This is a genomic window from Nibribacter koreensis, from assembly GCF_039541795.1.
GTDB lineage: Bacteria > Bacteroidota > Bacteroidia > Cytophagales > Hymenobacteraceae > Nibribacter > Nibribacter koreensis.
This window is the reverse complement of the sequence record NZ_BAABGX010000001.1, coordinates 1,385,822-1,397,580: the sequence shown is the minus strand read 5'-3', so window position 1 is coordinate 1,397,580 and position 11,759 is coordinate 1,385,822. Positions and strand designations below refer to the sequence as shown.

Below are 11,759 nucleotides of genomic sequence, written 5' to 3'. Positions count from 1 at the left end.
TCTTACCTACGAAACCAGCTTCCCTTCGGACTTGCTTATTTCACCTCTGGGTAAAAGTCTTTCAAGGAGTGCGTGTAGACCATGTTTTGGATGGGGTTCTTCTGGAAGGCGGTCAGGTTCTTATAGCCTTTGGGCACCAGCATGATACTGCCTAATACCCGCTCCACGTCATAGCGGTTGTCCAGACGGGTATTAAAGTAGAAGAGGTAAGGCGCTACCCAAGAGAAATAATCAGCGGCTTTGGTGCCTGAGAACGATACCACTTTTAAGTCTGGCGCGCCGGCAGACAGCGCCTGTTGCAATTCTACGGCGTTCAAGGGCGTGTTTTTAAGCATAGGAATTACGTCAAACTGACCGTCTACCATCACCCATTTCTTCTGGTCTTTTAAATACGCCTCAGCGACTACGTGCCCGGCGCCATACGAGATGGTGTCTGCGTGCTCCATTTTCAAGGCCAACGTTCTGGCAGGTATGCCCAAGGCGTTCAAGGCGCCGCTCACCACAATACCATACTCCACGCATCTGAATTTTTTACCCGTGGCGGCTTCCTCCAGAATAGAGATGGGATCATTCTTAAGCGGTTCATTGTCGCCGTTGTGCTCCCAACGCTGCCTAACCCAATTACTAACCGCTTTCACCTTGTCAAAGTCTGATTTCTTACCAGCCACCACTTTTTCTAATTGGTAGCTGGTTCTAAGACGAGTAAGGTAAGCGTTGTCTGGCGTGCTGTGTTGGTAGACAGGCTTTAACTGAGGAGCACGATCAAAGGAGATGATCTTGATTTCGGGGAGAGACGTCTGCGCTTGTAGAGCAGGGGCGAAGCCAACGGTTAAGACAGAAGCTAAGCAGAAAGTGAGAAGGGTTTTCATAGTAATAGATGTTGCGTTTTCTACATAGATGCCAGTTAACAGTTCAAGGTTGCTTTAGGAATATAAAAAAAGGCTTCCCGTTGCCAGGAAGCCTTTTCTGTTTAGTATAAAGTAAGTATTAGGCGTTGGCCAATACTTCTTTCACTTTCAAAGCAGCGTCTTTCAAAAGAACGGCAGAGAATACTTTCAAGCCAGACTCGTCAATGATTCTAGCGCCTTCTTCTGCGTTGGTTCCTTGCAAACGAACAATGATTGGAACGTTGATGGTACCAATGTTCTTGTACGCCTCAACTACACCATTCGCCACACGGTCGCAACGAACAATACCACCGAAGATGTTGATCAAGATGGCCTTCACGTTAGGATCTTGCAAGATCAAACGGAAACCAGCTTCTACGGTCTGTGCGTTGGCCCCACCCCCTACGTCCAGGAAGTTAGCCGGCTCACCGCCAGAAAGCTTGATGATGTCCATAGTCGCCATGGCCAAACCAGCACCGTTCACCATACAGCCAACGTTACCGTCCAGCTTTACATAGTTCAGGTTGCTTTTGCTTGCCTCCACTTCCAAAGGATCTTCCTCCAGGATGTCGCGCAGGTCAGCCAGGTCTTTGTGACGGAACAGAGCGTTGTCGTCTAAGTCTACTTTACCGTCTACGGCTAAGATTTTGTTGTCTGAGGTCTTCAACACTGGGTTGATTTCAAACATAGATGCGTCTGTGTCTAAGTACGCATTGTAAAGGCTGGTCAAGAATTTGGTGAATTCTTTGAACGCCTCGCCTTGCAAACCGAACGCAAAGGCAATTTTGTTGGCTTGGAACGGACGAAGACCAACCGCTGGGTCAATCCACTCCTTGAAGATTTTCTCTGGCGTGTGCTCCGCTACTTCTTCAATGTCCATACCGCCTTCAGTAGACGCCATGATCACGTTCTGACCTTTGGCACGGTCTAACAAGATAGACACGTAATATTCTTTAGGCTCAGAGTCACCAGGATAATATACATCCTGAGCTACCAATACCTTGTGTACTTTCTTTCCTTCTGGACCGGTTTGGTGCGTGATTAACTGCATGCCCAAGATTTGGCCGGCAATTTCTTTCACCTGCTCCAGGTTTTTGGCAAGTTTCACCCCGCCGCCTTTGCCACGACCGCCCGCATGAATCTGGGCTTTGATTACGTGCCAGCCAGTGCCGGTTTCCTCGGTTAAACGCTTGGCAGCCGCTACCGCCTCTTCAGGGGTCTCCGCCACGATGCCTTCTTGAATTCTAACGCCGTAGCGCTTCAGAATGTCTTTCGCCTGGTACTCGTGTATATTCATGAGGTTAGGTTGATGTTTTTAGGTGCACGAAAGTAAGGCTTTCAAGGTTCTTTTCAAAACGGGGCCCCGTTTTGAAAAGAGGCTTGAAAGGAGTCCTGAGTCTTGAGTCGCGAGTCTTGAGTCTGGAATAGTGGTGAAAGCGAGGTTTTGAAAGTAAAGTAACCACTCGTTTTTGGCCTGTTTTCTTGATTGCAGCCCAAAAACGATGTCTGCATTTTTGACTTAGAACTCTAGATTCAGAACTCAGGACTCCTTTTCTATCTTTGCGCCATGCCTTTCTCGTATCTTCCGTTTCCTGAAGTTAAAAACCACCCCGCCGTAATCGTGGACAGCTTTCATTCCAACAGCCTTGTCTTATCTCACTGGCGGGAGGCACCCACTCCCATGTCCCTCAGGGAGGATACCAGCGCCGGCATGGTTTTGCAGGCGCTTAAACAGAACTGGCCAGACTTGCAGAAGTACCAATACGTGACCGCCAACCACTTTGACATAGACGCGCTGGTAGGCGTTTGGGCTTTGCTTTATCCAGAACTGGCCTTGCAACACGAAGAAACGCTTCGGCAGGTAGCCGTCATCGGGGATTTCAGGGAACTGGATTTGAGCAACCCTTTTGTAGAAAAAGCTTTGAAGCTGGTCTGCTGGCTAAACGCCGAGGAAAAGGCGCGTTTCTACCCACCCTTCGGGGCCGAGGACTTGGAGGAGAATGAAGTAGTGGCCTCCATTCCCAAGTTTCACTACTTCCTGGAGGCTTTCACACAGGTTTTGGAAAACACAGAAGCCTATAAGCAAGTATGGTTGCCAGAATATGAACAGGTGCTTGCCGGCTATCAGCAAATCCACAGCCCCGCTACGCACATTACCAAACGGGATGACTTGGGAGTAATTATCATAGAAACTTCGGCCCCAGTACATTATTATGCCCTGTTTGGACCCACCGCCGGCTATGACATTGTCATCTCCTGCTATGATCAAAACCGCTTTGAATTGGAATGCAAGTACACCACCTGGGTAGACCTGCACAGCCGCCCCACGTTGCCAAGACCTGATCTTAAGCCATTAGCCGCTCAATTGACCCAATTGGAATCTGGTGGACAGACGTGGTCGGCGGACGGAGTCACTGATACGGGCCCTTTGCTTAGATTGCAGAAAGAAAAGCTCACCAAAGCCCAGCGCTACAGCAATCCCACAGACAGACCCATTTACTCTTCTTCCATTCCCATGGAGCTCTTCGTTCAAACTTGCCTTGATTATTTTGAGAAGGTTTTTGCCGGAATATCCCCTAAAAAGTATTGGACCTGGGCTGAGGTAAAAGCCTTTTCTAAAAGCTGACCCGGCCTTCGTTTTTGACCTGATTTCTGAAAAACAAGCCAAAAACGGTACACGTTTTCTGACTCGCGACTCAAGACTCAGAACTCAGGACTAACCCCACAGGGGTTTCTTCCGTTTCCTTGCACACAAGCGCGGTATTTGCAAATGCCAACCCTTCCGCGTTGTTTTGTACCACATGACCGACCAGAAACCTGTTTTATTGGAGGCCCGCGGGCTGTTTAAATCATATGGCAAATTGCCCGTTCTCAAAGGCATTGACCTCACCATTGGCGATGCCGAAGTAGTGTCTATTGTCGGCGCCTCGGGGGCCGGTAAAAGTACGCTGTTGCACTTGTTAGGCACCTTAGACTCCCCAGACGCCGGCGAGGTCTATTTACAAGGCCAGCGCATCTCGGGTTTGAGCAACAAAGAGGTGGCCCGTTTCCGGAACCAGAACATCGGGTTCATCTTCCAATTCCATAACCTGTTGCCTGAGTTCACCGCACTGGAGAATGTGTGCCTGCCGGGTTTCCTGGCCAATAGACCAGAGAAGGAGGTAGAGCAGCGCGCTAAAGAATTGTTAGAGATGCTCAACCTGGCCGAACGCCTGGACCATAAGCCATCTGAGATGTCTGGAGGCGAACAACAACGCACTGCCGTGGCACGCGCCTTAATTAACTCTCCCAAGTTGATTTTCGCCGATGAGCCTTCTGGTAACCTGGACTCCAAGAACGCTGACGAGCTACACCACATCTTTTTCAAGCTGCGCGAGGAACTAGGACAGACCTTCGTCATTGTCACCCACAACCCGGTTCTGGCAGACATGGCTGACCGCAAACTCACCATGAAGGACGGCTACTTGCTCCAGCCAGAAGAAGCCTCTGAGGAGACCTTATAAGCTATATTTTGTTGCCAGGCGCCTCGGCCCGTTTTTGGCCTGCTTTCCAGAAAGTAGGCCAAAAACGGGCTTTCTCTATTCCCTCTCCCTCTGGGAGAGGGCTAGGGTGAGGGGATAATTTGAAGAGGGTTGGCTTTTGCTAGAATCACCATTTCCCCCTCATCCTAACCTTCTCCCTCAGGGAGAAGGGACTGCGCCTTGCTGTTTTGCAACAAATTAGCTTAAAGAAGCTTTAAGTTCTGGTTAAACATTGCCAGAAGAGAATGCATCTTCAATTGCCCAAAGCACGCGTTCCACATTCTTGTAAACCTCCTCATTAGAGAAGCGGAGTATTGTGTAGCCATGCTCGCTTAACCATCTATCACGTGTTTCATCGGCTTGAAGCGTGCCAATATTGTCATGGCTACTTCCATCCACTTCAACCACTAGCTTTTCCTCCTGGCAATAGAAATCCACGATATAAGGGCCAATGCCATGCTGCCTCCTAAACTTTCTATTCTTAAGTTTTCTATCCCTTAAGCCCTGCCATAGAATCACCTCAGACGCCGTCGCAGTCCTTCTCAGTTCTTTTCTGAAATTCCTGGAATCCATGCTCTTTCTTACGAATCAGCCTTGCATAAGTAAACCCAAAGTCCCTTCTCCCTGAGGGAGAAGGTTAGGATGAGGGGGAATACATTCTTAGATCTTTTAGCACAAGACTAGGTTGACTATGATTTTCGGTAACTCGCTATTAAACAGCGATTTATGGTTTGCTAAAAATAATTTAGCAAACACTCGTAACTACCTGATTATCAATGCTATTATTTGTATTAAAAGTGAAATAAAAATGCACTATTCCCTAGGTAGGTCTGTTATTATTCTGAACTGAAACTAAAGAGAAAATGCAGACAAAAGTGAATCAGGTTGCCAACGAAGAAAAAGTGGTGAAGAAGAACAAAATAGAGAGCTATGACATCTCTCGTTCTGACGAAACAATGCACTTGGCGATTGATTTAGCGAAGTTCATCAAAGAGAACAGACTATATCAAAATATCCAAGGGAAGGAATACGTGAACGTGGAAGGCTGGCAGTATGCGGGTTCTCGCTTGGGCATTTTGCCTATAGTAGAGGAGTTGACCAGCATGAGCGACAGCGCCGAGATTAAGTACCTGGCCAAGGTAAACTTATTAAACCTGCGCACTGAGCAAGTAGTAGGGGCGGGGTTTGCCATCTGCTCTAACAAAGAGCAAGGCCGCAAGTACTATCAAGAGTATGCTATCGCGTCCATGGCCCAGACTAGAGCTATTGGGAAGGCTTATAGAAACATTTTGGCTTGGATCATTAGAGCCGCTGGCTATGAGCCTACCCCAGCCGAGGAGATGGACTACCAAGGTAACGTGCAAGAGGCGAAAGTAGAGCAAGCCAGACCGGCCGCGCCTGCCAAGACCATGAAAGCCGTGCCGGTAGAAGCTGAAGCTACTGCCCCAGCGCCAGTCGCGTCTACGCCAGAAACGGCAGAAGACGCCCCAGCCGTGAAGTACGCTACAGCCAAGCAGAAAGAGGAGATTATCCGTTTGCTCAACAACCCGGTGATTACGCGTCAAGAGAAAACTAAAATGCTCTTGAACATCAACAAACTGGACGAAGAACGCGCCAAGCAGTCTATCCAGAAGTTGAAGAAAGTAATTGAAGACCGTGAGCACGAACAATCTGCTGCTGCGTAAGTTATTACTTGAGTGAATGAATGATACTTGAAAACCCGGCCCTTGGTCGGGTTTTCTGTTTTTAGGCTATTTTGGAGATTTTAGGCTAAAAATGATTTAGAAGAAAGGAGCTTCTTCGTCCCCCTTTGAAGGGGGTAGGGGGATGACTTGCTCTATGTGATTTATTCTTTCTGCCACCCAATCCATTCTTACCTAACATTTCTTTATTTACTTTCTGCCCCGGTTTGTCACTTTTCTCCTTGATGTTCAACCTAACCAAAAGAATCAAGAAGAAAAGAAACTCGCTGCCGCTCAGACAGCTTTTCTTCGGATTGTGCACTTGGCAAATGCTATCTGTTTCATAGTGGGCTTGCGCCTCTGGCAGGTGATAGGCCATTACTCGGTCCCTACCCATGCTCCGGGCACACAGCCAAGGCTGCCCTGCGCAAGGTCGGTCGTCAGGCGGGTGCTGGTGGAGACGTTGCAATGCGTTTGTGCGCTGGCGCGGTGGCAGGGCAAATGATTCAGGACCCGGGACTCGCGACTCAGGACTCAAATTGGCTTGACCTCCAAACTTCAAAGTTGTAGCTTTGACATGGCTATGACAGACCTTCACCACATCTTACAGCAATACTGGGGCTATGACGCTTTCAGGCCGGGGCAGGAAGACATCATCGCTTCGGTCTTAGCCGGACAAGATACGCTTGCCATCCTGCCCACCGGCGGTGGAAAATCCATTTGTTTTCAGGTTCCGGCGCTGGCGCAGGAGGGCGTGTGCTTGGTGGTATCTCCCTTGATTGCGCTCATGAAGGACCAGGTAGAGAATCTGCGCAAACGGGGCATTGCCGCTGCCGCACTCCATACCGGTATGGCTAAGCGTGAGATTGACATGATTCTGGACAACTGCGTGTTTGGCGCCGTAAAGTTTCTGTACGTGTCGCCGGAGCGCTTGCAGACCGAGCTGTTTCTGGAGCGGATCAAGCGCATGAACGTCTGCCTGCTGGCCGTGGACGAGGCGCACTGTATTTCGCAGTGGGGGTATGACTTCCGGCCGCCGTACTTGGAGATTGCAAAGCTACGAGACATCCTGCCGCAGGTGCCCATTTTAGCTCTGACTGCTTCGGCCACCACTGTAGTAAAGGCTGACATTCAGGAGAAGTTGGCCTTCAAAAAAGAGAATGTTTTTCAGCAGAGCTTTGCGCGCAAGAACCTGTCGTATTCTGTGCTGGCCGTGGAGGACAAAGAAGCCAGAATGCGCGAGATTCTGCAGAAAATGACAGGCACGGCCATCATCTATGTGCGCAACCGCCGTCGCACGCAGGAGCTGGCCGACTGGCTACAGCGCCAAGGCATCAAAGCCGCCGCCTACCACGCCGGTTTGCCGCATCAGGCGCGTACCACTGCCCAAACCGATTGGATTCAAGATAGAGTGCGCGTGATTGTGGCCACCAATGCCTTCGGGATGGGGATTGATAAGCCCGATGTACGTTTGGTAGTACACTTGGATTTACCTGATTCTTTGGAAGCTTATTACCAAGAAGCTGGTAGGGCAGGGCGGGATGGCAAGTATAGCTACGCCACCGTCTTATTGGGCCCTGAGGACACGTCTCTGCTCCTCAAGAAAACTACTGAGGCCTATCCACCCATGGAGACCTTAAACCGCGTGTACCAGGCCTTAGCCAATTTCTACCAACTGGCCACGGGCAGCGGCGCCTTCCAATCCTTCGACTTTGACATAGCCGAGTTCTGCCGAACCTACCAGCTGTCTGCTGCAGAGGTACACCATTCCTTAAAGCAACTAGAGTCAGAAGGATTATTGGTCTTGAACGAAGGCTTCTATAGTCCTTCCAAGGTATTCTTCTTGCTGGAACATACGGCCTTATATGAGTTTCAGATCATGAACGAGACGCTGGAGCCAGTCATCAAAGGCCTGTTGCGCCTGTACGGCGGCGAAATGTACCGCGACTTCGTGAAAATATCTGAGGCTGGCCTGGCCAAGCATCTGGAGTTACCAGAGAAAACCGTAAGACAACAATTGCAACACTTGCACCAGCGCCAGGTCTTGGTATATGAGGCCCAGCACGACGGTCCGCAGGTGCAGTTTATATTGCCAAGAGCAGATGCCGCTAAAATGCCATTGGACCAAAAACGCTTAAATCAATTTAGAGACCAGGCGCTGTCCAAAGCCAAATCGGTGATTGCCTTCATAGAAAATGCCAAGCAATGTAGAACGCAGCAGATATTAAAGTACTTCGGGGAGGAAAGCCAAGAGAACTGCCGCATCTGTGACTATTGCCTGGCGCAAAAAAAGAAACAGCGGTTAGAGGAAAACAAACTGCATTTAGAAGCCAAGGTGTTGAGCCATCTCAAAGAAATGCCCTTGCATCCTAAGTCTATTGCCACGCACTTCAGCTCCTCTGAACAGGAGTTGCTGGGCGACTTGTTGCAGGAGATGTTGGAGAATCAACTGGTGCAGTATACCCCTGAGGGGAATCTGGAGCGGTTGAAGTAAGTGTTTCTGGGGAGGTTGTGTTTTTGACGTTGTGCACGCATTTGGCTGCTCCTGAGAAAGACTGCTTGCTTCGGTGCCCTTATGCCGCCTTGTTGCATTGCTGCCGCCCAGCGCTCGCGGCCGCGGGGCCCCGTCTTCCCGCCTCGCGCTGTACCAGCTTGCCTCCTTTGCATGGCTACTTCCTTGCTTACTTAACTAACAATGCTTTATCGTGACCGCTGTCGGGTCAGAGGCGGCAACCTGCTTAGGCGACTCGACGGAAAGACTGGATCAGGTGCACGTAGCAAAGGCTTCTACTAACCGCAGAGTCCCCCTTGAGGGTTGCCCAAACGAGAGTTTGAGGCACCGAGCGTAGCACTAAGGGGGGTGTTTACACCAACAGATGAATCAATTGACACCATAGTCGTTTTTAGCCTGATTCTTAGAAAACAGCCAAAAAACAGAAGCGGCGGCTCCTAAAGTGGAGCCGCCGCTTCTGTTTTACAAACTAATTAATGATTAGTCTAATGGAGTTTCTTCTAATTGCAGCGCGAGCACGCCGGGCAGTTGTTTGCCTTCCATGTACTCCAGCAAAGCGCCACCGCCGGTAGAGACGTAGGAAACATCCTGCGTGTGGCCCATTTGGGCTACCGCTGCGGCTGAGTCTCCTCCGCCGATGAGCGAGTACGCGCCGTTTTTGGTGGCTTCCACCACGGCCTCGGCAATGGCTTTGGTGCCACCGGCAAAGTTGGGCATCTCAAACACGCCCATAGGGCCGTTCCAAAGAATAGTCTTTGAGTTACGAATCACCTCAGAGAAGGTAGCCTGGCTTTCTGGTCCAATGTCCAAGCCCATCCAACCGTCCGGAATGGCGTGGCTGGCCACTGCGTCTGTGTTGGCATTGTTGTCAAAGGCATCGGCAATGATAGAGTCCGTGGGCAGGTAAATCTTTACGCCTTTTTCTTCGGCCTTTCTCAAAAGTTCTGTGGTCAAGTCCATTTTATCAGCCTCCAGCAAGGAGTTGCCAATGTGACCGCCCTGGGCTTTTGCAAAGGTATAGCTCATGCCGCCGCCAATGATCAGGTTGTCTACCTTGTCCAGCAACTGCTCAATCACCAGAATTTTGTCTGAGATTTTAGCACCGCCCATGATAGCCGTGTAAGGTCTGTCGGCGTAGCTTAATACTTTCTGGGCGTTCTCTAATTCAGCCTGCATCACAGAACCGCATACTTTGTCATGCGGGAAATAATCGGCTACAATGGAGGTAGAGGCGTGGGCGCGGTGAGCCGTCCCGAAGGCGTCGTTCACATAAACGTCTCCCAACAAACTCAATTTCTCAGCGAAAATCTGGTTGCCCGACTCTTCTTCTTTGTGAAAGCGCAGATTCTCCAGCAACAGGATTTCGCCGGGCTGGAGGTCGTTGGCCATTTCTACGGCCTCAGAACCAATGCTGTCTCTAGAGAACTTGACCTGGGTCTGGAAAATGTCCTCCAGCGGTTGCACCAGGTGTTTTAGAGAATACTTCTCCTCAGGGCCTCCTTTGGGTCTGCCCAGGTGCGACATCAAAACCACAGAACCGCCGTCGTTTAAGATTTTTCTGATGGTAGGCACGGCCGCTCTAATGCGGGTGTCATCTGTGATCTCAAAGTTGCTGTTCAACGGCACGTTGAAGTCTACACGCACCAGCGCACGCTTGCCCTGGAAGTTGTATTGGTCAATGGTTATCATAGTCTCAGTGAAGGTTAGGTTCTTGCTACGCAAATAGACCTGAAACAGGTGCAAAGCAAATATAGTAATTCTATTTTGATCCCCTTGAACACGAAGCCTGAAGCCCGGAACAGGAGAAAAGAAAATCCGTTTTTGGCCTGTTTCCCAGAAAACAGGCCAAAAACGGATTGGTGCCAGGAGGTAAAATTACTTGGCTTGCACAAAGGCTTTCACGTCCTGGGCATAGCGGTTGGGTTCTTCAATGTCTGGAAAATGGGCGCTTTGCTCATAGAGCTTATGCTGGCTGTTGGGCAGGATTTGCTTTAACCCCAAGGCCGTGTGCAAGCCGCCGTTTTTGTCATGCAGACCACTAATGAGCAAGGTAGGCGTTGGATGGTTTTTGGCCAGCTCCAATAAATCTGCCTTGTTGTTTTGCAGGTAGACTTTGGCCATGAGCCCGGTGTTGGTGAGCTTGCTTTCCTGCCAAAGCTGTCGGTTGAATTGGGCTTTTGCCGCGTCTACAAACAAGAACTTGTCTACGGTGGCTACATTGGCCAAGCCCCAAACGCGGTTGTATTTTTGGGTGAGGCTGGTGGTGTCTTTCAAGACCTTCTCAATGCCAGACCTGAGCGGTGCGTCGCCAATGGAATAGAAACCTTGTATTTGCACCAGCATGTTGGCAGGAGAGAGTTCGGCGGGAGAGGAGAGGATTAGCTTTTCTACCTTATCTGGATGAGCAATGGCATAGCGCAAAGACAGCTCTGCCCCGAAGGAGTAGCCCAGCAAGGTGATCTTGGGAGTGCCTAGGGAGTCTTGCAAGGCTCTTAAATCACTGATGAGGGTGGGCAAGGCGTAGTCTTCTGGGTTGCTGGGGGCCTGGCTTCTGCCGGAGCCTCTTTGCTCATAGTAGATGACGGTGGCAAATTTTTCTAGTTCTGGCCCAGCAGTGCGTTCAAAGACATAGTGGTTGCCGCCCGGCCCGCCGTGCACTAAGACAATGGGCGTGGTTTGGTGCTGGCTGCCTTTCACCTTCACCCAGTGCTTGATGCCGTTGAGCGTGATAAGGCGTTCGCCGTCCTGTAGCCTATTGGTGGCAGATGCTTCTTGGCTGAGGGTGTTTGGCCGCGTGCAAGACAGGGCAAATGACAGGAGTAAAAGGCTGAAAAGAAAATTCTTCATGACAGACAGGGTGAGAAGAGTTTTAGAAAACGTGTGCTATAGACTAGCCTGAACAGCGGTAGTACCAGGCATGCCTAGTGCTATTAAGATACATTCATGGAAAGCAACTAAGGATGCTTCAAATATATTTAAAACGAAATATTTAAAGAAGCAGGTTTTCCATTCTCTTCTTTCTTTTCGTTTTTGGCTTTCTTTTAGAAAAATAGCCCAAAAACGAATACTGGCGAATGGAATGCAATTTCTGCTTTGACAAGCAACTAGCTTACTTCAACCATCGCCTGTATTCAAAATCAATCACTACATACTACAA

Annotated in this window: 9 protein-coding genes; 4 read left to right on the top strand and 5 right to left on the bottom strand. The window is 49.8% G+C overall.

What is annotated here, in order from left to right; all coding sequences use genetic code 11:
- Window positions 1-35 precede the first annotated feature (35 nt).
- Together ABD880_RS06015 and sucC are read right to left on the bottom strand one after the other, a co-directional pair.
- On the bottom strand, window positions 36-869 hold the full coding sequence (locus ABD880_RS06015) for a transglutaminase-like domain-containing protein (protein WP_345163568.1): 834 nt from the start codon (window positions 867-869) through the stop codon (window positions 36-38).
- Between the two features lie 118 nt (window positions 870-987).
- Entirely contained in the window at window positions 988-2,184 is a 1,197-nt protein-coding gene (gene sucC / locus ABD880_RS06010; protein ID WP_345163565.1) for an ADP-forming succinate--CoA ligase subunit beta, read from the bottom strand.
- A 270-nt stretch (window positions 2,185-2,454) separates the two neighbouring features.
- On the opposite strand from sucC, the gene ABD880_RS06005 reads away from it, so the two are divergent.
- The gene (locus ABD880_RS06005) at window positions 2,455-3,513 is read left to right on the top strand and encodes a DUF6687 family protein (RefSeq protein ID WP_345163562.1); all 1,059 of its coding nucleotides are present in this window, start codon (window positions 2,455-2,457) and stop codon (window positions 3,511-3,513) included.
- A gap of 175 nt (window positions 3,514-3,688) precedes the next feature.
- Window positions 3,689-4,390 carry an ABC transporter ATP-binding protein gene (locus ABD880_RS06000; protein WP_345163559.1) on the top strand — a complete coding sequence of 234 codons (702 nt, stop codon included), beginning with the start codon at window positions 3,689-3,691 and terminating at the stop codon, window positions 4,388-4,390.
- Between the two features lie 243 nt (window positions 4,391-4,633).
- Here the strand turns inward: ABD880_RS06000 and ABD880_RS05995 are convergent, their stop codons facing one another.
- A complete protein-coding gene (locus ABD880_RS05995; protein WP_345163556.1) occupies window positions 4,634-4,981 on the bottom strand; it encodes an endonuclease domain-containing protein in 348 nt (115 codons plus the stop codon).
- A 290-nt stretch (window positions 4,982-5,271) separates the two neighbouring features.
- Here ABD880_RS05995 and ABD880_RS05990 point away from each other — a divergent pair, with 290 nt between their 5' ends.
- Both ABD880_RS05990 and ABD880_RS05985 read left to right on the top strand, forming a co-directional pair.
- Window positions 5,272-6,093, top strand: a complete 822-nt coding sequence (locus tag ABD880_RS05990; protein ID WP_345163553.1) for a dihydrolipoyllysine-residue succinyltransferase component of 2-oxoglutarate dehydrogenase complex — start codon at window positions 5,272-5,274, stop codon at window positions 6,091-6,093.
- Window positions 6,094-6,673: 580 nt separating this feature from the next.
- The gene (locus ABD880_RS05985; protein ID WP_345163549.1) at window positions 6,674-8,584 is read left to right on the top strand and encodes a RecQ family ATP-dependent DNA helicase; all 1,911 of its coding nucleotides are present in this window, start codon (window positions 6,674-6,676) and stop codon (window positions 8,582-8,584) included.
- A gap of 498 nt (window positions 8,585-9,082) precedes the next feature.
- Here ABD880_RS05985 and ABD880_RS05980 read toward each other — a convergent pair whose 3' ends face one another.
- Together ABD880_RS05980 and ABD880_RS05975 are read right to left on the bottom strand one after the other, a co-directional pair.
- On the bottom strand, window positions 9,083-10,291 hold the full coding sequence (locus ABD880_RS05980; RefSeq protein WP_345163546.1) for a phosphoglycerate kinase: 1,209 nt from the start codon (window positions 10,289-10,291) through the stop codon (window positions 9,083-9,085).
- A 186-nt stretch (window positions 10,292-10,477) separates the two neighbouring features.
- Window positions 10,478-11,449: an alpha/beta fold hydrolase gene (locus ABD880_RS05975; protein ID WP_345163543.1), complete on the bottom strand. Its 972-nt coding sequence runs from the start codon at window positions 11,447-11,449 to the stop codon at window positions 10,478-10,480.
- Window positions 11,450-11,759 lie beyond the last annotated feature (310 nt).

Coding starts and splice junctions, on each gene's coding strand:
- ABD880_RS06015 (WP_345163568.1), bottom strand. CDS start 869: ATGAAAACCCTTCTCACTTTCTGCTTAGCTTCTGTCTTAACCGTTGGC.
- sucC (WP_345163565.1), bottom strand. CDS start 2,184: ATGAATATACACGAGTACCAGGCGAAAGACATTCTGAAGCGCTACGGC.
- ABD880_RS06005 (WP_345163562.1), top strand. CDS start 2,455: ATGCCTTTCTCGTATCTTCCGTTTCCTGAAGTTAAAAACCACCCCGCC.
- ABD880_RS06000 (WP_345163559.1), top strand. CDS start 3,689: ATGACCGACCAGAAACCTGTTTTATTGGAGGCCCGCGGGCTGTTTAAA.
- ABD880_RS05995 (WP_345163556.1), bottom strand. CDS start 4,981: ATGGATTCCAGGAATTTCAGAAAAGAACTGAGAAGGACTGCGACGGCG.
- ABD880_RS05990 (WP_345163553.1), top strand. CDS start 5,272: ATGCAGACAAAAGTGAATCAGGTTGCCAACGAAGAAAAAGTGGTGAAG.
- ABD880_RS05985 (WP_345163549.1), top strand. CDS start 6,674: ATGACAGACCTTCACCACATCTTACAGCAATACTGGGGCTATGACGCT.
- ABD880_RS05980 (WP_345163546.1), bottom strand. CDS start 10,291: ATGATAACCATTGACCAATACAACTTCCAGGGCAAGCGTGCGCTGGTG.
- ABD880_RS05975 (WP_345163543.1), bottom strand. CDS start 11,449: ATGAAGAATTTTCTTTTCAGCCTTTTACTCCTGTCATTTGCCCTGTCT.